This window comes from Frischella japonica (genome assembly GCF_014489845.1).
Classification (GTDB): Bacteria; Pseudomonadota; Gammaproteobacteria; order Enterobacterales; family Orbaceae; genus Frischella; species Frischella japonica.
This window is the reverse complement of record NZ_JABURY010000003.1, coordinates 59320-84459: the sequence shown is the minus strand read 5'-3', so window position 1 is coordinate 84459 and position 25140 is coordinate 59320. Positions and strand designations below refer to the sequence as shown.

21 protein-coding genes are annotated in these 25140 nt (G+C 34.0%); 10 read left to right on the top strand and 11 right to left on the bottom strand.

What is annotated here, in order from left to right; genetic code table 11:
* Positions 1–485: 485 nt before the first annotated feature.
* The 8 genes from hemG to FcAc13_RS00720 all read right to left on the bottom strand — a co-directional run bounded on the left by hemG (position 486) and on the right by FcAc13_RS00720 (position 11498).
* On the bottom strand, positions 486–1031 hold the full coding sequence (gene hemG, locus FcAc13_RS00755; protein ID WP_187754293.1) for a menaquinone-dependent protoporphyrinogen IX dehydrogenase: 546 nt from the start codon (positions 1029–1031) through the stop codon (positions 486–488).
* 73 nt (positions 1032–1104) lie between these two features.
* Positions 1105–2553, bottom strand: a complete 1449-nt coding sequence (locus tag FcAc13_RS00750) for a TrkH family potassium uptake protein (RefSeq protein WP_187754301.1) — start codon at positions 2551–2553, stop codon at positions 1105–1107.
* Between the two features lie 28 nt (positions 2554–2581).
* Positions 2582–3421: a co-chaperone DjlA gene (gene djlA, locus FcAc13_RS00745; protein ID WP_187754292.1), complete on the bottom strand. Its 840-nt coding sequence runs from the start codon at positions 3419–3421 to the stop codon at positions 2582–2584.
* 45 nt (positions 3422–3466) lie between these two features.
* On the bottom strand, positions 3467–5710 hold the full coding sequence (gene parC / locus FcAc13_RS00740; protein WP_187754291.1) for a DNA topoisomerase IV subunit A: 2244 nt from the start codon (positions 5708–5710) through the stop codon (positions 3467–3469).
* 96 nt (positions 5711–5806) lie between these two features.
* Positions 5807–7696 (bottom strand): DNA topoisomerase IV subunit B, encoded by a 1890-nt coding sequence (gene parE, locus FcAc13_RS00735; RefSeq protein ID WP_187754290.1) that lies wholly within the window; start codon positions 7694–7696, stop codon positions 5807–5809.
* 103 nt (positions 7697–7799) lie between these two features.
* Complete coding sequence (mutT, locus tag FcAc13_RS00730) at positions 7800–8201, bottom strand: 8-oxo-dGTP diphosphatase MutT (RefSeq protein ID WP_187754289.1); 402 nt, start codon at positions 8199–8201, stop codon at positions 7800–7802.
* A 102-nt stretch (positions 8202–8303) separates the two neighbouring features.
* Complete coding sequence (gene secA, locus FcAc13_RS00725; RefSeq protein WP_187754288.1) at positions 8304–11021, bottom strand: preprotein translocase subunit SecA; 2718 nt, start codon at positions 11019–11021, stop codon at positions 8304–8306.
* A 114-nt stretch (positions 11022–11135) separates the two neighbouring features.
* Entirely contained in the window at positions 11136–11498 is a 363-nt protein-coding gene (locus tag FcAc13_RS00720) for a hypothetical protein (RefSeq protein ID WP_187754287.1), read from the bottom strand.
* 249 nt (positions 11499–11747) lie between these two features.
* Here FcAc13_RS00720 and FcAc13_RS00715 point away from each other — a divergent pair, with 249 nt between their 5' ends.
* From FcAc13_RS00715 to rpmE, 5 genes are all read left to right on the top strand, one after another.
* On the top strand, positions 11748–12200 hold the full coding sequence (locus tag FcAc13_RS00715) for a DUF721 domain-containing protein (protein ID WP_187754286.1): 453 nt from the start codon (positions 11748–11750) through the stop codon (positions 12198–12200).
* Between the two features lie 63 nt (positions 12201–12263).
* Positions 12264–12671, top strand: coding sequence for a Z-ring associated ZapG family protein (locus FcAc13_RS00710; RefSeq protein ID WP_187754285.1), 408 nt, complete (start codon positions 12264–12266; stop codon positions 12669–12671).
* Between the two features lie 271 nt (positions 12672–12942).
* The gene (locus tag FcAc13_RS00705) at positions 12943–14325 is read left to right on the top strand and encodes a Do family serine endopeptidase (protein WP_187754284.1); all 1383 of its coding nucleotides are present in this window, start codon (positions 12943–12945) and stop codon (positions 14323–14325) included.
* A gap of 231 nt (positions 14326–14556) precedes the next feature.
* Complete coding sequence (gene degS, locus FcAc13_RS00700) at positions 14557–15606, top strand: outer membrane-stress sensor serine endopeptidase DegS (RefSeq protein WP_187754283.1); 1050 nt, start codon at positions 14557–14559, stop codon at positions 15604–15606.
* A 242-nt stretch (positions 15607–15848) separates the two neighbouring features.
* Positions 15849–16064, top strand: a complete 216-nt coding sequence (rpmE, locus tag FcAc13_RS00695; RefSeq protein ID WP_187754300.1) for a 50S ribosomal protein L31 — start codon at positions 15849–15851, stop codon at positions 16062–16064.
* A gap of 59 nt (positions 16065–16123) precedes the next feature.
* Here rpmE and FcAc13_RS00690 read toward each other — a convergent pair whose 3' ends face one another.
* The 3 genes from FcAc13_RS00690 to FcAc13_RS00680 all read right to left on the bottom strand — a co-directional run bounded on the left by FcAc13_RS00690 (position 16124) and on the right by FcAc13_RS00680 (position 20945).
* A complete protein-coding gene (locus FcAc13_RS00690) occupies positions 16124–17164 on the bottom strand; it encodes a tagatose 1,6-diphosphate aldolase (protein ID WP_187754282.1) in 1041 nt (346 codons plus the stop codon).
* A gap of 622 nt (positions 17165–17786) precedes the next feature.
* Complete coding sequence (locus FcAc13_RS00685) at positions 17787–19751, bottom strand: MacB family efflux pump subunit (RefSeq protein ID WP_187754281.1); 1965 nt, start codon at positions 19749–19751, stop codon at positions 17787–17789.
* Positions 19752–19754: 3 nt separating this feature from the next.
* Positions 19755–20945 (bottom strand): efflux RND transporter periplasmic adaptor subunit, encoded by a 1191-nt coding sequence (locus FcAc13_RS00680; protein ID WP_223064491.1) that lies wholly within the window; start codon positions 20943–20945, stop codon positions 19755–19757.
* A 310-nt stretch (positions 20946–21255) separates the two neighbouring features.
* On the opposite strand from FcAc13_RS00680, the gene yccX reads away from it, so the two are divergent.
* The 5 genes from yccX to FcAc13_RS00655 all read left to right on the top strand — a co-directional run bounded on the left by yccX (position 21256) and on the right by FcAc13_RS00655 (position 25029).
* Positions 21256–21573, top strand: coding sequence for an acylphosphatase (gene yccX / locus FcAc13_RS00675; protein ID WP_220679391.1), 318 nt, complete (start codon positions 21256–21258; stop codon positions 21571–21573).
* Between the two features lie 142 nt (positions 21574–21715).
* Positions 21716–22303, top strand: coding sequence for an LPS export ABC transporter periplasmic protein LptC (lptC, locus tag FcAc13_RS00670; protein WP_187754280.1), 588 nt, complete (start codon positions 21716–21718; stop codon positions 22301–22303).
* An 11-nt stretch (positions 22304–22314) separates the two neighbouring features.
* A complete protein-coding gene (gene lptA, locus FcAc13_RS00665) occupies positions 22315–22869 on the top strand; it encodes a lipopolysaccharide transport periplasmic protein LptA (protein ID WP_187754279.1) in 555 nt (184 codons plus the stop codon).
* A gap of 4 nt (positions 22870–22873) precedes the next feature.
* On the top strand, positions 22874–23599 hold the full coding sequence (gene lptB / locus FcAc13_RS00660) for an LPS export ABC transporter ATP-binding protein (RefSeq protein WP_187754278.1): 726 nt from the start codon (positions 22874–22876) through the stop codon (positions 23597–23599).
* A complete protein-coding gene (locus FcAc13_RS00655; RefSeq protein ID WP_187754297.1) occupies positions 23599–25029 on the top strand; it encodes an RNA polymerase factor sigma-54 in 1431 nt (476 codons plus the stop codon). Before lptB ends, FcAc13_RS00655 begins: the two co-directional genes overlap by 1 nt.
* Positions 25030–25140: the final 111 nt, after the last annotated feature.

Below are 25140 nucleotides of genomic sequence, written 5' to 3'. Positions count from 1 at the left end.
CACACAGATTGTCTGTTTTTACTTTTTAAAGAGCTAACAGTTTACCTTCTAGGTTTACTGTCTCAAGGGTTGCGTATACTACGCTATCCTTTTTTATCCGTCAAGAAAATTTTTATCTTTTTTCAAAATTTTCTTCTACATACTGTTTGAATCAGAATTCCTTTCGTCGCTCTCAATCAATCAGTGGATGCGCATTATAACGATCTTTTCGCTTTCTTCAACTGCTATTTCGATCTTTTTTTATCAGTTGATTATTGTTTGTGCGGATCATCACAAATCTGTACAAATTCCATACTATGAGGCGAGAATTTATGATTAGTTATCAAACTTAGTGATGCACAATTCAATATGTTAACGGCATATATAACAAAACATAAAATATCTTATCTAATATCTTTATCTACAATTATTTGTTTAAAATCTAATTGATAAGCTATGTAAAATATACCACTAGCTGTTACTAAAAATTATTGGGTTACAAAACATTAATCTAATGTGGATTGATTAATATACTTTTTAAAAGTTTGCGCAAAAATATCAACTTTATCCCAATCAGTATACTCAATAATAGGTTTAGTTACGTCAGTATCGCCTTTACCTAACCACATAATAAAACGTATCATATTTCGATCAAACCAATTATAGCTTGGATAAAAAAGTGCCCCTGCAAATACAGCTTTTAATTTAGGAAACCATTTTATTTTAGCTAAGAACTTTCGTGTATATAAATTAGTTTCCGGTGTATTTTTATTTATTTTTCGCGCAATAAGATTGACACCAAAAAAGGCACTTTTCATCAGATTCAATTGTTGATAATTATTATCAATAAATTGTTTAATTAAATTGCTATAAAACCCATAACGAATTGAGGTACCTATAATTACCGACTGATATTCACATAAATTAATTTGCGAATCATATCTTAATTCAATCAATGTACAATCAAATTCTGAACCAAGCTGGCTTTTAATGCGTTGCATAATTTTTGCGGTCTGTTGTTCATGGGTTGTATATAATAGTAACGTTTTCATATAGACTCTTGATAAAAATAGTACTCTTATAATTAACATATTAAGAATAATATTAATATTCCGAAATTAACAATTATGATTTCCAAAATGCTGGCGTAAAAATAACCAACAATGTGAAAATCTCTAATCTTCCAAATAACATATCGATTATCATAACCCATTGCACTATTTCACCAACATGAGTAAATGTGTCACTTGCGTCATCAATGCCAATACCTAAATTATTTAACGAAGAAGCGACAATGTAGAAAGCATCCATTGCACTTAAGCCATTGGCGACAACAATAAAAAAACTTATTAAAAACACTAAAGCATAAGCAGAAAAAAATCCCCAAACAGCCTCAATAATTCGTTCTGGTAACACGCGGTTATTAAGTTTTAGACTATAAATTGCATTAGGATGTACTAAACGCTTAAGTTCGCGTGAACCTTGCATAAATAGCAGTAATACTCTTACCACTTTCATGCCTCCACCAATCGAACCAGCACAACCACCAATAAATGATGCACATAATAACATTATTGGTAATAAAGGCGGCCAATGATAAGGATCATCAATGGCGAAGCCGGTGGTCGTTGCCGTAGACACAACTTGTAAAACGACCTTATCTACCGATGTATTGAATCCTTTATCGCTCCATAGATAAATAATAACAATACTAATAGCTATTAATATTGCTAAAATGGTAATAAACGCTCTAAATTCTTGGTCTTTGAAATATTGTCTAATGGAAAATTGATTAAAAGCATTAAAATGCAGAGCAAAATTACAACCCGATAATATAATAAAGAAAGTAATAATATAATTAATAATAGGATTATGAAAATAAGCCAAGCTAGCATCATGGGTTGAAAATCCCCCCATGGATATTGTTGAAAAACTATGGGATATCGCATCGAAACCATCCATCCCCGCTAACCATAAACTAACAGCACAAATAACCGTTAGAAATATATAAATGGACCATAACGTTTTTGCTGTTTGTGCAATACGAGGTTGAACCTTACTATCTTTTTGTGGGCCAGGTATTTCAGCACGATATAATTGCATTCCCCCAACCCCGAGTAAAGGCAGAATAGCGACTGCTAATACAATAATTCCCATTCCTCCTAACCATTGTAATAACTGTCGATAGAAAAGTAGCGCCTTAGGTAAAGTATCAAGATGAATAATACTTGTTGCACCAGTAGTTGTTAGTCCAGAAAAAGATTCAAAAAATGCCGTTGTTAGATTTAGGTTGAGATGATTATCAAAAATAAATGGAAATGCTGCAATCGTGCCTAACACAACCCAAAATAAAACAACAATTAAAAAACCCTCACGCGTACTAAGATCTTGTTTATATTTACGATTCGGCAGCCATAATATGATACCTAAAATAAATGCAAGAAAAAAAGACTGAACAAATATAGCACCTCCACCATCACGATAAATAATAGCAATTAACGCAGGTATTAACATAAACACCGATAAAAGCGAGATGAGTAGTCCAACAATCCGAATAATAGAACGCCAATGCATCATAAATGCTTTCTCTCAATTATGAATTTTATTTAAAGCCTCTATCAGCTTTAATTAAATCGTAAGCAGCTTGAATTTCTTGTGATCGTTTCTTTGCTGCTTCTAACATTTCTTTAGGTAATCCTTTTGAAACTAACTTATCAGGATGGTGTTCGTTCATCAATTTGCGATAAGCACGTTTAATAATCACCACATCTACTGAAGGATCCACGCCTAAAACTCGATAAGCGTTATTGATATCATTTTTTGAAGTTGATTGCTGATAATGTCTTTGATAGTTACCTTTATGCTGTGATTGATAATTTTGATTGGAATACTGCTGGCGTTGGAATTGATAACTCGCCATGATCATTTGAATATAAATAGCCATTTGAGCTTTAGGAATATGAAATTCTTCAGCCACAATATTCAAAATTTGCTTTTCTTTTTCATCTAAATAACCGTCGCTCATTGCCGCTTGAATAAGCTGTTCACAAAATACCATTAAGACTTTTCTTCTATAACGATATTGATTATAAATTTCATTCAATCGCTTACGTAACGGATAGTTAGTTACTTTACCACGATTAAATGAGTCCTGAGCTAACTTGCGTTTTTCAGCATCAAGCTGTAATTGATCCATATAGTGACTAGCAAGTCTTATATCATCAACGGTTACCTGACCTTTAGCTTTACTTAAATGTCCCAGAACTTCAAAAGCCACCGTTAAATATAATGTAGGGTTTGCTGGGTTATCTCTTACAGGCGCCATATTATTAAAAAAGCGATATAACATAGGACCAACAAATAAACCAACAAAAAACATTAAACTATTTTTAAAAAAATAAGAAAAAACAATACCTGTGACAATTGCCCAGATAAAAGACATATTTATCGCTCCTAAAGACCTTCAACCGCCTCAATTAATATGATGTTATCCATCTATCTCTATTCGATCAACTCGTTGCAAACCTCTTGGTAATAACGAGCCTTTTCTCCCTCTTTCTGCAATAAATTTTTGTAAATCGGATGGTTTCAATATTAATTTACGTTTACCGACATATAATGTAACGCAAGACTCTGTGGAAATGAGAGTCATATAAGTTAGATAATCCTCATGTTTTTCAGCTTGGGCACTTGCTATTGCAATGATTTTATTCCCTTTACCTTTTGATAATTCAGGCAAGCTATTTACAGGAAAGATTAACATTCTCCCAGTGTTAGTAAGTACTAACAACAGTGATTTATCATCCTCAATTTCAATGAGTGGCATAACTTTAGCGTTGGTTGGTAAAGTAATAATCGCTTTTCCATTGCGGTTACGAGTCACTAAATCAGCAAATGTACAAATAAAACCATATCCGGCATCAGAAGCCATAACAATTTTCTGTTGCTCATTTGTACTCATAATCAATTGTTCAATACTTGCCCCAACCGGTAAAGATAACTTACCACTAAGTGGTTCACCTTGACCTCTTGCTGAAGGTAGTGTATTAGGTTCAATCGCATAACTTCTACCACTGGAATCAATAAAAACTACGGGTTGATTACTTTTACCTTTTACTGAAGCTTTATAATTATCGCCAGCTTTATAACTCAGGGTTGTTGGATCAATATCATGCCCTTTAGCACTGCGCACCCATCCCATTTCTGATAATACAATAGTAACGGGTTCAGATGGCGTAAGTTCTTGTTCCGTTATAGCTTTAGCTTCTGCGCGTTCTACAATTGGTGAACGTCGATCATCGCCGTATTTTTCTGAATCAGCAATAATTTCTTTTTTAATTAATGTATTTAACCTGCGATTGGAAGATAATAAGGTTTGTAACTGATCACGTTCTTTAGCAAGTTGATTTTGTTCACTAGTGATCTTCATTTCTTCTAATTTTGCCAAATGCCGTAATTTAAGTTCTAATATTGCTTCAGCTTGAGTTTCGCTAATTAAGAAACGTTTAATTAACTCTTGTTTAGGATCATCATTATGACGAATTATTTCAATAACTTCATCAATGTTAAGAAATGCAATCAATAAACCATCTAAAATATGCAAGCGTTTTAACACTTTATCTAACCGATAATTCAACCGTCTTGTTACTGTGGTTCGACGATATTCAATCCATTCAGTTAAAATTGTTAATAAACTCTTAACAGATGGTTTTTGATCTAAACCAATCATATTAAGATTAACCCGATAGCTTTTTTCTAAATCTGTTGTAACAAAAAGATGATTCATTACTTGTTCTGGATCGACACGATTAGAACGAGGAACTAAAACGAGACGAGTTGGATTTTCATGATCGGATTCATCTCGTAAATCTTCAATCAATGGTAATTTTTTATTGCGCATTTGTGTCGCAATTTGTTCAAGAATTTTAGCGCCGGATACTTGATGTGGTAGCTCTGTAATAACGATATCACCATCCTCTTTATTCCATACTGCACGCATTCTAATTGAGCCACGACCTGTCTCGTAAATTTTAGCAATATCACTTGGTGCAGTAATAATCTCGGCCGATGTTGGATAATCAGGACCTTGAATTTGGGTCATAATATCAGTTAAAGTCGCTTGTGGGTTATCAAGTAACATTATGATTGCATTAGTCACTTCTTGAATATTATGTGGTGGAATATCCGTTGCCATCCCTACTGCAATCCCTGTTGTACCATTCAATAAAATATTTGGTAAACGCGCAGGTAACATCTTAGGTTCTTGAAGGGTACCATCAAAATTGGCCACATAATCAACAGTCCCTTGTCCTAATTCTGATAGCAGTAAATCAGCATACTTTGATAATCTTGATTCGGTATAACGCATTGCGGCAAATGACTTAGGATCATCCGGCGCCCCCCAGTTTCCTTGCCCATCAACTAGTGGATATCGATAAGAAAATGGCTGGGCCATTAATACCATTGCTTCATAACATGCGCTATCACCATGAGGGTGATATTTACCTAATACATCACCTACAGTTCTGGCTGACTTTTTATATTTCGCTTGCGCATTAAGTCCTAATTCAGACATCGCATAAACGATGCGTCTTTGTACGGGTTTTAAACCATCACCAATAAATGGTAATGCACGATCCATAATGACGTACATTGAGTAATTTAAATAGGCACTTTCAGTAAATTTTTGTAAAGATTGCATCTCTACACCATCATGAGTAATCTCACTCATCAGTATTCCTTCGATTTAAAAAAACTAATCAAAATATAACTTAACGTTTTCAATTAATACGACTTGACTATTGTTCGGATTAAAATATCGATGAAGTTAAACCGCTAACTCAACCTGATCGCCTTTTTCTTGCAACCAATCACGTCGATCATCAGCGCGTTTCTTTGCTAATAACATATCAATTAATGCCATTGTTTGTTCTGTATCATCAAGTGTGAGTTGAACTAAACGGCGCGTATTGGGATCCATCGTGGTTTCACGCAATTGCAATGGATTCATTTCGCCAAGTCCTTTAAAACGCTGTACGTTAACTTTGCCTTTTTTCCGTTGCAGTTGCTCTAAGATACCAACTTTTTCTTCTTCATCTAAAGCGTAATAAACTTCCTTACCTAAATCAATCCGATAGAGTGGTGGCATCGCAACATAAATATGCCCTTGCTCAATTAACGGTTTAAAATGCCTTAAGAATAATGCACAAAGTAGTGTTGCAATATGTAACCCATCCGAATCTGCATCAGCGAGAATACATATTTTGCCATAACGTAATTGGCTTAAATCATCACTATCGGGATCCATACCAATCGCAACCGAAATATCATGGATTTCTTGCGAACCGAGTACTTCATCTGAAGATACTTCCCACGTATTTAAGATCTTACCTTTTAACGGCATAATAGCTTGTGTTTCTCTATCTCTAGCTTGTTTTGCTGAACCGCCAGCAGAATCCCCCTCAACTAAGAACAGTTCTGTTCGCGACAGATCTTGTGAAGAACAATCAGCTAATTTACCCGGTAAAGCAGGTCCACTTGTTAATTTTTTTCGAATGACCTTTTTCGAAGCTCGTAGTCGCCGCTGTGCACTAGCAATGACCATTTCAGATAATAGTTCTGCTTGTTGAACATGTTGATTCAACCATAAGCTAAAAGCATCTTTGACAATTGCAGAGACAAAAGCAGCAGACTGACGTGATGATAAACGTTCTTTAGTCTGTCCAGCAAATTGTGGTTCTTGCATTTTAACGGACAAGACATAAGCACATCGTTCCCAGATATCATCAGCAGTGATTTTTAACCCTCTTGGTAATAAGTTACGGAATTCGCAAAATTCACGCATAGCATCGAGTAGCCCTTGCCTTAATCCATTAACATGCGTGCCACCTTGCACGGTTGGGATTAAATTTACATAACTTTCCGTTAATAACTCTCCGCTTTCTGGTAACCAAAGTAATGCCCATTCAACTGCCTCAGTTGAACCAGCATGCTGGCCGATAAACGGAGATTCAGGTAACAGTGTGTAACCACTAACAGATTCCATTAAATAATCTGTTAAACCATCTTCATAATACCAACGTTGCTGAGTGTTATTTACCTCATCTTTAAAGATGATTTCCAATCCTGGACATAATACCGCTTTAGCTTTTAACAAATGCTCTAAGCGTGAAACTGAGAATTTCGGTGAGTCAAAATATTTTTCTTCTGGCCAAAATCGTACTTTTGTACCAGTATTTCGTCTAGCGCAAGTACCAACAATGTGTAGATCCTCGACTTTATGCCCCTGTTCAAACGCAATCTCATAAATTTGTCCATCACGATTGACGGTGACATTAACCCGTTTAGAAAGAGCATTAACCACAGAAATACCAACACCATGTAAACCGCCAGAATACTGATAATTTTTATTCGAAAACTTACCTCCAGCATGTAAACGACATAGGAGTAATTCAATAGCTGGAACTGCCTCTTTAGGATGAATATCAACCGGCATTCCACGACCATCATCAATAACCTCAAGTGATTGATCGTCATGTAATATTACCTGAATGTGTTTGGCATATCCCGCCATAGCTTCATCAACACTATTATCGATAACTTCTTGACCAAGATGATTTGGTCTAGTGGTGTCGGTGTACATACCAGGTCGATGCCTAACAGGATCTAAACCCTCTAAGATTTCAATATCAACTGCATTATAACTTGATTGTGTCATAGCTCATTTATAAGGTGAGAAAATTGGAAATATTATACTAAAATAGCTAACAAAATGCGACCAACGAATAAAGGTTGTTCAATTTGGCTAAGTTAATGAAATTCTAAATATTATTGTCTAAATTCTTGAGCATTTCAATGATTGAACGATTTGCATCAGGAAACTCATCAGCATTAAGATCTTCTTCATCAATCCAACGACTAGGCTGACCTTCCGCCGCAAATGGCTCTCCATCCCACTCTTCAATTAGATAGGTATGAATTGTGATAAAATAATCGCTGTATTCATGTTCAATGGTTTTTAAAAATGTTGCTTCATGAATATGAATATCGACTTCTTCTGCAATTTCACGCTGTAACGCTTGAAAAGGTGTTTCATTCAACTCTATTTTCCCACCAGGAAATTCCCAAAAACCTGCTAGATGAGAACTTTCGCCACGTTGAGTAATAAAAATTTTTCCATCATGAGAACGAATGATACCTACAGCAATTTCGACGTTTTTCATAATGTCGTTGATTTTCCCCCTGTTAACTATGATGTTGCGGTAATCCTAACCACAACATCGATAAGTGTAAAAAATCAAAGAAGATAATACTAAACTTTACCCTTATTGAACAGCCCCATGACAATGTTTATATTTTTTACCTGAACCACATGGACAAGGATCATTACGTCCAATTTTCGCCTGAGCACGCACTAATGGTTGTGCATTTTGCGACTTATTATTGTGAGCTTCATCCATATCACTATGGCTAAGGCGTTGTTTTTCAGCTAATTTTTGAAGTTCTGCTTCTCTTTGTCTTTCAGCCTCTTCAATTTCTTGTTGCGATTGAATACGTACACGGCTAAGCACACCAATCACATCATACTTAAGCGTTTCTAACATATTCGCAAACATGTCGAAAGATTCACGTTTATATTCTTGTTTTGGATCCTTTTGCGCATACCCACGTAAATGAATACCCTGACGCAAATAATCCATGGCGGCTAAATGATCTTTCCATAGGGTATCTAATGTTTGCAACATCACATTCTTTTCAAAATGACGGAATGCTTCACTACCAACAGAATTTTCTTTATCTTGATATGTCTGCTTAGCAATGTTTTGAATGCGTTCTCGCAAGTTTTCTTCATGCAGATTCATTTCTTCGTCAAGCCATGTTGAGATAGGTAAATCCAGATCAAAATCCTTTTTTAAAGCAACTTCTAGACCTTTAACATCCCACATTTCTTCAATAGACTGAGGGGGAATATACTGATCAATAAGACTATTAAATACATCGCTTCTGATCGAATCTATCATCTCTTTAATATCATGATTATCTAATAAATCATTACGTTGTGAATAAATCGCTCGTCGTTGATCATTAGCAACATCATCAAATTCCAATAGTTGTTTACGAATATCAAAATTACGACTTTCAACTTTCTTTTGCGCATTAGCAATAGCTTTTGTTACCAAAGGATGTTCAATGGCTTCACCATTTTTCATTCCTAATTTACGCATCACGCCACCGACTCGATCAGAAGCAAAAATACGCATTAGTGGGTCTTCTAAGGAAAGGTAAAAACGAGATACCCCAGGATCACCTTGGCGACCAGAACGACCTCGTAATTGATTATCAATGCGGCGTGATTCATGACGTTCCGTTCCCAGAATATATAAACCTCCGAGCTGAATAATTTCTTCATGACGAACTTGCCAGTCCTGTTTTATCGCTTGCACTTGCTCTGGGGTTGGTGATTCCAATTTAGCAATTTCCATTTGCCAATTTCCACCCAGCATAATATCGGTACCCCGCCCCGCCATATTTGTCGCTATGGTTACCGCGCCTTTACGTCCCGCATCAGCAATAATTTCGGCTTCTTGAGCATGAAATTTTGCATTTAGTACACTATGTTTAATTTTAGCTTGATTTAAGAAGTGTGATACCAATTCTGATTTTTCAATTGAGGCGGTACCAACCAATACCGGCTGACCTTTTGCTACACAACTCTTAACATCAGCAACGATTGCATCAAGTTTTTCTTTTTCAGTCATAAACACTAAATCAGGGAGATCTTTACGTAACATTGGTTTATTGGTTGGCACCACAATAGTATCTAGACCATAAATTTGATTAAATTCGAATGCTTCTGTATCTGCGGTACCAGTCATACCTGCTAATTTTTGATACAAACGGAAATAATTCTGGAATGTGATTGAAGCAAGTGTTTGATTTTCATTTTGTATTTTAGCACCTTCTTTAGCTTCTACTGCTTGGTGTAAACCATCTGACCAACGTCGCCCTTCCATAGTACGACCAGTATGTTCATCAACAATGATGACTTCACCATTTTTTACAATATAATCTACATCACGGTGGAATAAATGATGAGCACGTAATGCAGCATTAATATGATGCATAAGCACAATATTATTTGGGGCATATAAAGATTCATCACTTTTGATAATACCTTCTCGTATAAGAAGTTCTTCAACTTTTAGTAAACCGCGTTCAGTCAAGTTAACTTGACGAGATTTTTCATCAATTGAAAAATCACCATCACCTTGAAATTCTTCGGTATCTTCTTTTTCTTGCCGAGTAAGATAAGGCACAATTTTATTAATTCTTACATAGCGATCTGAACTATCTTCTGCTGGACCGGAAATAATTAATGGCGTTCTCGCTTCATCGATTAATATCGAATCAACTTCATCAACTAACGCATAGTTAAGCGGACGCTGTACACGAGATTCTTTATTAAACACCATATTATCGCGTAAATAATCAAATCCATACTCATTATTTGTGCCATATGTAATATCTGCATTATAGGCAGCACGTTTTTCTGATGTTGGCATGTTAGGTAAATTTATACCAACGGTTAACCCTAAAAATTCAAAAAGTGGACGATTATTTTCAGCATCACGTTGGGCTAAATAGTCATTGACTGTTACAACATGCACACCTTTACCAGTAAGTGCATTAAGATAAGCAGGCAAAGTTGCGGTAAGTGTTTTACCCTCACCAGTTCGCATTTCAGCAATACAACGTTCATTTAATACCATGCCACCAATTAATTGCACATCAAAATGGCGCATCCCAAAAACGCGCTTACTTGCTTCACGCACTACAGCGAAAGCTTCTTCTAATATCGTATCTAAACTTGAACCACTGGTAATACGCTGTTTAAATTCGGCGGTTTTTGCTTTTAGCTCTTCGTCAGATAATGCCACCATTGCAGGTTCTAAGGCATTGATTTTTTCAACGCGTTTACGCATCATTTTTAAGACACGTTCATTACGACTACCAAATACTTTTGTTAATAAATTTAATAACATATAAATTCTCTTATTTATAAAACAGGTTTCAATAACAAAATATGTTTACATACTTTGATTAAAAAGTTACATTTTTTGTAAAGTATATTAGTTTACAATTAGTATCTAATGTATTTATACCAATAAACTAAATAAAAAGATTGGTCCTGCACGAATACCATTATTTGGCATCAAACGAACAATTTTGAAGACTTGTCTATATTGAAAAATAATAACATGCTTTAATTTAAAATAACCTTCATTACTTCTATTATTTGTATGAAATTGTGAATGAATACTGTTATTTGTTTGATAGTCTTGCAAATTAGCCATCACTGTCGTGATCGCAATAATATTTGTGTCAGGTAAACGAGCAATACAAGAACTTTGATCAAATAAACCAAATGATGCGGCTATAAACCCCAACAACAGTTGTGGCAATGTTATTTTAATTGTAAAACGGTTAGTCATACTTTGCCAACGAGATACACTCATCATATAATAAATATACAAAATAAAATTACTTTTTTGGTTATAATATAGAAATAAGGCTAAATATTAATTTAACAACTTTTATTAATGGCGACATATTAGCTTATTTTTTACTATTTGACATGTTTTCTTTTTCACAATCCACTATCGTAAAAATAATAACTAATATTTTGTAAATTAGCGATCAATATTAAGACGTATAAACATAAATAGAGTAAATTAATATCACAAAATAAACTTGTATGAGTTAGATGAATGCGAAATAGTGAACCTCAATCTTTAGAGAATTTATTTAATGGTGGTACATTAACCAATATTCAAGAGCGTAGTTTTGTATTATCACGTTTAAATCATCTTGTTTATCGTTATCTTCCCTTGCATCTGCAACATTGCTGTCGAGTTGCAAATTACCGACAAAGTATCTTAATTATTGAGGTCTCTTCAGCGAGTTGGTTAACGCGTTTGCGTTATGAACAGGGAAAATTACTACTAGCATTACGACAAAATGGTTTAAGTGGTTTAGCATCGATTCAATACAAAATTAATCCCGTATTAAATCAACAACGATATTTAATAAAAAATGACGATAAAACCACAAAAAGGACACTATCACCATATAGCGCATCACTTTTATTGGCATTAGCTGAAAATACCACACCAAAATTAAAAACATGCTTGATTAAACTGGCTAATCATGTTTTAAAATAAAGCGTAATGAATTTAAAAATTAATTGTTCACAAATAATGCAATTTTTATCAAGGAGATAAAAAATGAATTCTGAAATAGTAATTTATCTTGTTATTGGCTTAGCTTTCGGTATTACTTTAGGAATTATACTAGCCAATGTATTTAGCCCGAAGTCTCGTAAATTTAATCTATTACAACGTGAGCTTGAAGAAGCTAAACAACAATTAATTACTCAAAAACAGACCATTGTTAAACATTTTTCTCATAGTGCAGAAATATTAGATAATATGGCGAAAGATTTTCGACGCCTCTATCAACATATGGCAGAAAATTCCAATAACCTAATTTCTCAAGAAGATATCAACTCATTAAATATTAAACCGACAATTAATGAAACAGATAAACCCACAATCAACTTTATGAAAGCACAACCAAAAGATTATGCTAGTGACCATTCTGGTTTATTAAAAAATCCAGAACAAAAACAATAAATCATTAATTTTATAATAGGTTATTAAAAAAAGATAAACAATATTAGATAATTGCATTATATTTGATAATATGAGTATTATCTAATATGACTTTTAAACGTTACTTTAAAATATTAAATGCATAATCTGTTATAATGATCATTGAACAATATCATATTTGGTGTATGCACTTAAGAATATAAAGTGATGAAATAACAGATGGATAATATTCATTCCTATTTACAAAAAGAATATATTGTGATCAAAAATATAAGAATTGAGAGTTACAATCATGAATCGTAAAGCGAATAATCATAAAAAATGTCTTACCGTTTTGGCATTAACTTTGAGTTTAACATTTGGTTCTTTAGTGCATGCTAATATTTCATTACCCTCTTTTATTACTGCTAAAAACGGTGAAGGACAAGAATTACCAAGTTTAGCACCAATGCTAGAAAATGTTTTGCCTTCAGTTGTTAGTATTAAAGTTGAAGGTATTGCACAAGTACAAGATAATATACCAGAAGAATTCCGACGATTTTTTGGTTATCCTGAAAACAAATCTCGCTCATTCACCAGTCAAGGCTCGGGTGTTATTATTAATGCAGAAAAAGGTTATGTTGTGACAAATAATCATGTTATTGATAATGCAGAGAAGATCATCATCTTAGTTAAGGATGGTCGTGAGTTCTCAGCTAAACTGATTGGTCGTGACCCACAAACCGATATTGCCTTATTACAAATTGAAAAAGCAAGTAAACTCACCGCCATAAAAATTGCAGATTCAGATAAATTACGTATTGGCGATTTTGCGGTTGCAATAGGTAATCCCTTTGGAATTGGACAAACAGTTACTTCTGGAATCATTTCAGCTTTAGGGCGAAGCGGTCTAAATATGAATGGTTTTGAGAACTACATCCAGACTGATGCTTCTATCAATCGAGGTAATTCTGGTGGTGCTTTAATCAATTTAAATGGTGAATTGATAGGAATTAATACTGCAATAATTGCACCAGGTGGTGGTAATGTGGGTATTGGTTTTGCGATACCAAGTAATATGGTTAAGAGTCTCACTAATCAATTAACTCAATACGGTCAAGTAAAACGTGGTGTATTAGGAATTAAAGGTAATGAATTAACTTCTGATATCGCAAAAGCTTTTGATCTTAATATTCAAAAAGGTGCATTTGTCAGTGAAGTATTAGCTGATTCCGCAGCGGCTGAAGCAGGAATTAAAGCGGGTGATGTGATTGTTTCAATGAATAATAAATCTATTGAAAGTTTTGCTGAACTACGGGCTAAAATTGCAACTGAAGGTGCTGGTCATGAAGTAAATCTTGGTATAATTCGGGAAAATAAAGAACTTCAGTTTAAAGTAAAGTTAAAAAATAGTGATGAATCGATTACTGAAGCAAAAAGTTTACATCCAAGTTTAGAAGGCGCTAATCTTGTTAACGGTGAAGTTAATGGTCAAGAAGGGGTTTTAATTGATACTATAACTAAAAAATCACCAGCTTCATTATTAGGTCTACAAGAGGGGGATTTAATTACTGGCGTAAACAAAGTTCGTGTTAATAATATTGCAGATTTACGCAAAGTCATTGACAGTAAACCATCAGCGATTGCATTACAAATTATACGCGGAAACAGTAGAGTTTACCTTATTTTAAGATAATTACTTTACTTAACTTTCTAACATCAGAAGGAAATACCTTTCCTTTCTGATGTTAAAAAAAACAAGAGTAAAATTAATTGGGTTATTTTAATAATCATCAATCATTTTATGATAACTTATTTATAATTAAATATTACTAATTTGACACTTCTTTTTATTAGAATCATAATTTTTTTGATTTATATGATATTATTTATATCTATGATTGAAAATTATGGTGTCAAATGACTTATGCTAAAGAAAATATTATGGCCTGTTCTTATCGGTGCTGTCTTAGCTATTGTGCTGTTAATCATTTTTCCATCTTTACGAGATAAAAATCAATCATTATTACCGCATACAATCTTTAATAATGAACCTCTTAGTTATAATCATGCTGTAAAATCAGCAGCTCCCGCGGTTGTCAATATTTATAGTCGTTCTCTTGAGAGATTACCGCAAAAAAATAATAATGTTATTACACCATTAGGTTCTGGTGTCATCATGCGCAAAGACGGTTATATTATTACTAATTATCATGTAATCGAAAATGCTGAACAAATTATTGTAGCTCTTCAGGATGGTCGTATTTTCGAAGCTTCATCTGTTGGTTCCGACAGATTAGTGGATATTGCTGTTTTAAAAATTCAAGCAAGCAATATTCCGGTCATTCCTATCAATGCGAAACGCACGCCTAAAATTGGTGATGTCGTATTAGCAATAGGTAATCCCTATAATATTGGTCAAACAATTACACAAGGTATAATCAGTGCAACGGGTCGCGATGGACTTAGCCCTTTTCGCCGGCAAAACTTTATTCAAACCGATGCTTCAATCAATCATGGTAATTCTGGTGGTGCTTTAGTTAATACTAACGGAGAATTAGTGGGTATAAACACGTTATCATTTAGTAAAAATTTAGGTAATGATGTACCCGAAGGAATCGGATTTGCAATACCTACTGCATTAGCAACTAAGATTATGAAAACTTTAATTAAAGATGGAAAAATTATTCGAGGCTATATTGGCGTAGATGGATTAGAGTTTTCCCCGACACAAAATCCTAGTGATCATCCTATTGTACTTGGAATTTTAGTCACTAATGTTGACGGCCCTGCCGAAAAAGCAGGGATTAAGCCTAACGATATTTTAATCTCTGTCAATGATAAACCGGTAAAATCGATTATTAATACGATGGATCAAATTGCTGAACTCAAACCAGGATCCACTATCCCTGTTGTTGTATTACGGAATGGTGAAAAACAGACATTAAAAGTACAAATTGAACAATTACCAATTTAATTTTTCCTATTTTAGGATTTAATTTTTAAGGAATTTTGCAACATAAACTTACGTTGGTGTTTAATATAAATATATTATTTATCAAATAGATAAGACTAAAATAAAACGTTAACTCGCTATTGACCAATAGCTAAAATAGCGGTATAATTCGCGACCTTATTCGTGTTATTTAACATTTGTATGGTGTATAAATTCCGTTGTATAGCAACTATTTATATAGCGATGCAAACAAGAGGCTAAAAATGAAAAAAGATATCCATCCAGAATATAAAGAAATCGTTGCAACTTGTTCTTGTGGCAATACGATTAAAACTCGTTCTACTGTAGGTCACGATATTCATTTAGACGTTTGTGGCGAATGCCATCCGTTCTATACTGGTAAACAACGTGATGTGGCAACTGGCGGACGTGTTGATAAATTCAAGCAACGTTTCAGTATGGTTAGCGGCAAGAAATAATTATTGCTAATAAACGAAGATGAGTCTGGGTGAGCAATCATCCAGACTTTTTCATTTTGTCAATCCTTCAAATTAATATCAATTACTTCAATATTATTGAAGCCACCATAAATGTCATACCATGGTTTAGCATATTGTTTTAAGATTTTATTAAGATGTTCCACGTTATCACGACCGATCGTATCCAACCATTTTCTCAAGCCATCTTTGCCACCTTTAGCATATGCAGCAACGCCTTCAAACCAAGTTGCACGCCCGCCTAAAATGCCTGAATAGTTAGCTCCTGATTCACCAGCAAAAACTAATTCTTGATGAAATACTTCTGTTGGAACACCTGCACTAAGATAAATAAAAGGTCGTGTTGCAGCATCACTGGCAACTTTGAAATAATTTGCAGCTTCCTTTTGAGAATAAACAATTGGATTAGAATGATTAAACCCTTCCACATATTTAAATAATACTGGGACTTCAACTTTTAAAATATCGATATGATAATGATCTTTGGTAAATTCTTGAATAGTTTCAATAACTTTTCTTGGTTTAATTTTTGCAAATTCAGGACTCTTATCATCCAAAATTTCATTATCATAAACAATTGGTTCAACAAAAACAGGTAGATCTGCCGCTCGCGCCTCATCACCTAGCCGTTCCAAAAATGCGTGTTTTTTATCCAGGATATCTTGAGGATCATCCGGATTATAATAAACTAGTACTTTAGCTGCATCCGCACCTTTTTTTATCAAACGTTGAATGGACTCTTCTGGTAACAATTCCGGTAGCCGCCCTGGAGTGTTTACATCATAACCTGTTTTTTCATATGATAAAATAAGACCTGCATTTACATTTTTTGCTTTAATTCCTTTGAATCCATACTCTTCATCAAGCAAAATAGCACTGACGTATTTGGTCAGTTCTTCGGAAACCAATTCTTTAAATTCATAAACCATATCAATATGGTAATGTTCTTTACCCACTGCGGTTTCCATCATTTTTACCATCGAACCACGCTGATCTATCGCTAACGCTGCAATAACACCATCATTATTAGATAGTTGCTTCATACAATTAAATTTTCTTCGGGTAATCAGTTTTTTGACCATATTTATCTCCTTATCACACTTGAATAACTTTTATTCTAAACTTATTCCTAAAGAGTTCAACATACCAGACAGTGAAATTGTGCTGTTAATTTACTAATAGCAACTCGTTAAAATTGCTAAGAAAAATGAGTAATCGTTTTAATAAAATTTTTTATCAAACAGATTTTAAAAAATTACCAATCTTGATCATAAATAACATGACTAACCTAAAATTCTATATAAAACATATCGCACATGGAAGGGTCACGATTAACAATCAACACATGTATACTACATAATTATTTTATCTTTTTTAGCTTATTGCTGATGAATTATTGTTTACTGAAAGATTTGACTGGGTTAATACTTTGAGAATGATATTATTTGAATAATCGCAACATGATAAATAATCATTTTTAATCTGTTGTATATTTATTGTGTTTGTTAACCTTGCTCTATTATGGCTATTGATTTTGTTTGCTAATTGATTGGTTAACATTTCTTATAGCTTGAACAGCCTTATTTATATTGAAAGATACGAGTCATGATTGCCTGATTATAGGCAATATTTATCATGGTATTGATAATAAAATACTGCCTTATAAATTACCCCCTTTATTAATCATAAAGGGGGAGTTTAAGCCTATTCTCTTTCCAAAGCATGAATAGGGTCTAATCGAGCCGCTCTTCTTGCCGGAAAATAACCGAACACTATCCCCACTAAGCTAGAACAAATAAACGCCACTATAATTGCCGTAATTGAAAATATCATCGAGAAAATAGTTACGAAAAAAGCAAATAGAACACCTATTAATAATGATAACGTAATACCTAATATCCCACCGACTAAACAAACTAAAACCGCCTCAATTAAAAATTGTTGCAGTATATCATTTGATCTTGCTCCAACAGCCATACGTACACCAATTTCACGCGTTCTTTCCGTTACGGAAACTAGCATAATATTCATCACGCCAATACCACCAACGACCAATGAAATTAATGCAATAGCTGAAATTAATAATGATGTCGTTGCCTTTGTTGAAGTCAACATTTGACGAATACTATCAGAATTAAAGATAAAAAAGTCTTTGGTACCATGGCGTTGGATCATAATTTTTTCAATCGCTTGTTCGGCAACCGTTAAATCAACATCGTCTTTTACACGAACAGTAATACTTTTTAAAGTCGTTTGTCCAATCATTCGATTAATTACAGTAGTATAAGGTAACCACACATTTAGATTCTCGTTACTACCAAATCCTTGACTTTTTTTTGTAGCCACTCCGATGACCGTGACCGGTAGTTGACCAACATAAAAGACTTGCCCGATCGGGTTTTGATTAGGAAACAATCGCTTAACTGTATTATCATCAATCACAACTTTTTGTGATGATTGTATAACATTATTGGTATCGAATGCTTTTCCTTGTGTGATCACATATCCTCTAACGGCAAAAAATTGTTCTCCTACACCATTCACCATACCAGAAAGTGCTTGATTGCCTTTTCTGAAGTAAACACTGGTCGACACGTTAGGTGTCGCACTATGTATATAACTTTGTTTTGCCAAAACATCTGCATCAGTAGAACGTAATGTTTTTATACGGCTAGCATTGCGATCACCAAAGCCAGTACCTGGAATAATTTCCAATGTGCTAGTTCCCATTGAACTAAGATCTGACAAAATTTGTTGTTTTGAACCTTCACCCAAAGCAACCGCACATACGACAGCTGCGATGCCAAATATAATCCCCAACATAGTCAAAAATGTTCTAAGTCGATGAGATAACATGGATAAAATTGCCATTTTAAATGCATCTTTAAAACGGGCAAGTTTAGCAGAAAAATTGTCTTGAACATTAATTGTTGCAATCTGTTTTACTTGACGTTGACCCCATGATTCTGGTAAAAAATCGGTATTTATAGTATCAGAGATAATATTTCCATCACTAATTTCAATAATACGTTGCGCACTTTTAGCAATATTCGCATCATGTGTGACAATAATAATTGTGTGACCTTGTTTATGGAGATCCCGTAGAATTGCCATCACTTCATGACCACTTTTTTGGTCTAAAGCACCAGTTGGTTCATCAGCTAATATAATATTACCGCCATTAATAAGCGCTCGCCCTATACTTACACGCTGTTGTTGACCACCTGATAATTGATTAGGTTTACTATTAATTTTTTCAGCCAGCCCTAAACGCGATAAAATTTCAAATGATCGTTGTTGACGCTGCTCTTTTTTTACGCCGGCATAAATGGCTGGAACTTCAACATTACCTTGAGCTGTTAACGCATTTAATAAATGATAACGTTGGAAAATAAAACCGAAATGCTCTCGGCGCAATTCAGCTAATTCATCTGGTGATAATTGACTTGTTATTCGACCACCTACTTTATAAATGCCGGTAGTTGGTTTATCTAAACAACCCAATATATTCATTAAGGTTGATTTACCAGAACCTGAGGCCCCAACAATCGCAACCATTTCACCGGCTTGAATTGTAAGATTAATACCTTTTAAAACCTGAACTGTTGAATCGCCAGCAGGAAATTCTCTTACAATGTTATTTAATTGAATTAAAGGAGTCATATTCATCGTTTAAAATCTTGCTCTTGGTATTTTTTGACTGCCAATCATGGAACCATCAAAAGTGCTGACAACAATGGTATCACCTTCTTTTAAACCAGTTTTAACTTCAACATTAACATTATCATCTAAACCGATTTGAATCTCTCTTTCAGAGAGCTTCTGATCGTTATCCAATACAAATACCATTGCTTTATTTCCAGCTAGTTTTCTTTGCAACGCATTTGTGGGAATAGACAACACATTTTCTGCTTGGCCTAAGATGATATAAACTTGAGCACTCATCGAAATACGCAATACACGCTCTGGATTTTCCACGTCAAATAAACCATTATAGTAGATTGCCGAACTGGTCGAGCTAGAAGATGTAGTCGTTTCGTTATTAATAGAGGTTGGTGCGGGTTCAACGGCTCTTAATGTTAATCCGCTAAAACGCTCATTTGGTAATCCTAATATAGTAAAATATACCGGCATACCTGTGGTAACATTGATCACATCGGCTTCTGAAATTTGCGCTTCAACTGTCATTTTATCCAACTGAGCTACTTTAACAATTGTTGGAGCACTTTGTACCGAGTTAACTGTTTGCCCCTCTTCAATTGGTATCGCTACGATAACACCATCAATCGGAGATCTAATCTTGGTATAACCTAAATTGACTGCTGCGGTATCAACAGCGATTTTGGCTCGAATAATATCAGCATCTAAAGACGCAATATCGGCTTTAATTGAATCAAGTTGAGCTTCCGCAGCATCAAGTTCTGATTGAATACCGACGCCTTTTTTGACTAATTTTAATTGCCGATTATAAGTTAATTGATAGTTTTTCAGATTAGCTTCTTTTGCTTTACGTTGGGCTTCTAAACTCGCTAATGACGCTTCTGATTGTTTTAAATCATTTTTCTGTTTCAGATCATCAATTTCTGCAATCATATCGCCCATTTTCACTTCTTCACCAAGCTTTACATATAATTTCTTTATTTGCCCAGAAACTTGAGCTCCAACATTAACTAGCTTAAAAGCACTAATTTTCCCATCAGCGAGTACTGTTTTCTCTATGTTACCTCGCTCAACTTGGGTTGTAATATATCTAGGAATAGGCGTCGGCGTGACAAAAATCCATTTAACAATATAAATCATTATTAATATGAAAATGATCAATAAAGCGATACGCTTTATTGTAATTTTTTTGTGAAACGTCATTAAATTTGTCACTCCAAACTCGTATAATTGAACCAAATAGACACCATCTATTCTTTATAGGATATTATTTTAAGTTACTTAATAAAAATAAAATTAATTTTTTACCACTTGATATGTATAAGATGATAGAACACTTAGGCAATAATTTTACAGGTTCAATAAGAATGAGTATAGGATTTTTTCTCATTTAGATTTTCACTAAAATAGAAAAATGAATTTTATATCTAAAGAATCGTTAATATTCATAAGATAATAAATTGATTCACACACTAAACAATTCTGATTACAATTGAATCAGAATTTACTATTAATGACTATTATTACAATGAATTGTATTAGCAATATCGAACCAGACTGTGGCATTATTATTCATGTCACTGGGAAAGTACAAGGGGTGGGATTTCGCTTTTTTACCTATCAAAAAGCGCAGGAACTTAATTTAGTTGGCTACGTTAAAAATTTAGCCAATGGCAGTGTTGAAATTTTAGCACATGGTGAATTTAATCAAATTAATAAATTAATCCAATGGCTTAAATTAGGTGGACCGACATCGGCTATTATAGCGCAGTTACGGATTGAACGAATAAAAATTGACGATCATTATACATCATTTAATGTTAAGTATTAATTTTGCCAAATTTAACGTAAAATAGCGATAAAAAATAGCTGCTTCCCGATGTTATGAAATTTTAGGTTTTCTCTCTAATGATGATAGAGCATTTGCTAGTAAATTAGCTAAACAGTTTATTTATAAGGTGCATAATACATTAATGATGACTAAAAGAAATTTGCTTTATATTTTACTAATAATTTTAGTTATTGGTTTGTATTTTTATAATAATGATACCTCCGATAATACAGTAATACCATCAATTGATTTATCGTCTCAACCTCTTTACCAAAGTGATAAGATGACAACGTTGTTGTACGACCCATTTGGTAATCTAAGTTATAAAATGAGTGCATCAAAAGTTAAATATTTTGAAAATTCTGGGAAAACTTTATTTGAAGCACCTAATATAACCTCTTATAATCGAGAAAATATCGCAACTTGGCGTATCAAAGCTAATAATGCTACATTAATGGGCAATAAGATACTTTATTTGAACGATAATGTTCGATTAATAAATCAATTACCTGATGCACAATTGGAAAAAATTATTACTGATAATGTCAAAATTGACTTAAAAACGCAAATCGTTACATCAGATGATCCTGTGACAATTGAAGGACCAGCTTTCATATCAAAAGGAAATCGACTATTTGGAAACTTACGTAACAAAACCGCTGATATATTAGAAAATGTAAAAACTTATTATAATGCAAACGCTAAATCAGTCGAAAATACTATTAATTAAGGATATTAAAAATGAAAAATTTTCATGGTTCTCGTTTTAATCTTAATAAAATAAAATCGATTTTGGTTAGTTGTTTTATCATATCCATATCAACCCTCAGTTATGCCGAATCTTCAGAGAATCCGAAAATTAACGCTATGCCCATTTCGATTGATGCGGATAATCAGCAAATTGATATTCAAAAAAATACCATGACCTTTTCAGGTAATGTTGTCATTATTCAAGATAATATAACCATTAAAGCGAATAAAGTGGTAATTACTGAAATTCAAAGTAAAGAGGATCAAACGATTACTGCCTATGGACAACCGGTTTTATTTGAACAACAGGTCCAAAAAAATGATACACATTATAAAATTACAGGCAATGCAGACAAATTAATTTATAGAGTGAAACAAAATGACGTCACCATGCAAGGTAATGCTCAAATTAAGCAAAAAGATAATTATATTAATAGTAACATCATTAATTATGACGTTCAACAGCGAAAAATAGAAGCACAATCAGATACCAGACAACGAGTTAGAACAATTATTATGCCTGAACAAGTAAAAGAGATAAATTAATATTATGACGACATTAAGAGCAACAAATTTAGCCAAAGTTTATAAGCAACGACAGGTTGTTAAAAATGTCAGCTTAACCGTTAACTCGGGAGAAATTGTTGGCTTATTGGGACCAAATGGTGCGGGTAAAACGACTACTTTTTACATGGTTGTTGGTATTGTCCCTTTAAATGACGGAAAAATTTATCTCGACGATAAAGATATAAGTTTATTACCATTACATGAGCGAGCACAAATCGGAATTGGCTATCTTCCACAGGAAGCATCTATATTTCGTCGCTTATCTGTATTTGATAATATTATGGCAATTTTAGAAACTCGTAAATCACTTAGCAAACAAGAACGCATTGAAAAAGCAGAACTACTATTAGAAGAATTCCATATTAGTCATATTAAAGAAAATTTAGGGCAATCGTTATCTGGCGGTGAACGGCGCCGAGTTGAAATTGCCAGAGCATTAGCAGCCGATCCAAAATTTATCTTATTAGATGAACCATTCGCTGGCGTTGATCCTATCTCTGTCATCGATATAAAAAATATTATTCGCGATTTACGCGATAGAGGTATAGGCGTATTAATCACAGACCACAATGTTCGCGAAACCCTTGATGTATGCGAACGTGCTTATATCGTAAGCAAAGGTCATCTAATAGCTGAGGGGAGCCCAAGTAACATTTTGAACGATGAACATGTTAAGCGGGTCTATTTAGGCGAAGAATTCAGGTTATGATGAAACCGAATCTACAATTAAAATTATCTCAACAGCTGACTATGACGCCGCAGTTGCAACAAGCTATTCGGCTACTTCAATTATCAACCTTTGAACTATGTCAGGAAATTCAAACCGCTCTGGAAAATAACCCTCTTCTTGAAGAAGAAGATAATTATGAAGAAATTCCGGTTATTCAAGTGAAAGAATCAGAACAAATTGATACGCGAGAAATGATGGAAAATCAAAATATTCCCGATGATATTCCATTTGATGCTTCATTTGATGATATTTATACCGCAGGCACGCCTTCTGGAACTCATTCAGATTATCAAAATGAGGAACTCACTGTTTATCAAGGTGAAACACATCAAACACTTAACGAATATCTGATGTGGCAACTCAACTTAACCCCTTTTAGCGAACAAGATCGCGCAATTGCTGTTTCAATTATTCAATCTATCAATGAACAAGGTTATTTAACCTGTACTGTCGAAGATATTTTGGAAGAACAAAATAACCAAGATATAGAACTTGCTGAAGTCGAAGCCGTACTTAAACGTATTCAACATTTCGACCCGATTGGCATTGGAGCAAGAACTTTACAGGAATGTATGCTGTTACAAATTCACCAATTAACACCGATTAATCATGATATTGAAATAAGTACAATCATTATTTCACACTATCTTGATCTGCTTGGTCAAAAAGATTATAAAACGCTGTTAAAAAAACTAAATATTAATCAAGAACAATTAAAAGCCGCGATACTGCTCATTCAACAGTTACAACCTTATCCAGGTCAATCGGTGAACACAGAACCACCTGATTACGTTATTCCGGATGTGCTTGTCAAAAAGATCGGAAAAAAATGGCAAATCATCCTTAATAACGAAGCCATACCTCATCTTAAAATTAATCAACACTATGCTGCTATGGGGAAAAAAGCTAATGAAAGTGATGGGCAATATATTCGACAAGCTTTACAAGAAGCAAACTGGTTAATAAAAAGTATAGAAAATCGTAATGACACGCTAATAAAAGTGAGTGAATTTATTGTAGAACATCAACAAAATTTCTTTGAATATGGCGAAGAATACATGAAACCAATGATTTTGGCCGATATCGCTAATGCAATTAATATGCATGAATCCACGATTTCACGAGTTACAACACAAAAATATCTACAATGTCCACGAGGCGTTTTTGAATTAAAATATTTTTTTTCTAACCGTGTGAATGCTGAATCAGGAGAAGAAGCATCCTCGATGGCAATTAGGGCATTAATAAAAAAATTAATTATTAATGAGGATGGTAAAAAACCGCTTAGCGATAGTAAAATAGCAATGTTACTTGAAGAACAGGGAATGATGGTAGCCAGAAGAACGGTAGCCAAATATCGAGAAACATTATCGATCCCTCCGTCAAGCCAACGTAAACAACTTAAATAATTAATACGAAACCTTAATATTATTAATCATGAGAGCTGTTAAAACAAAAGCATTTTAAAATACTATGGTGCAATTGATGTGCAAGTTAAGTTTTTGCCAATGTGGATTTTT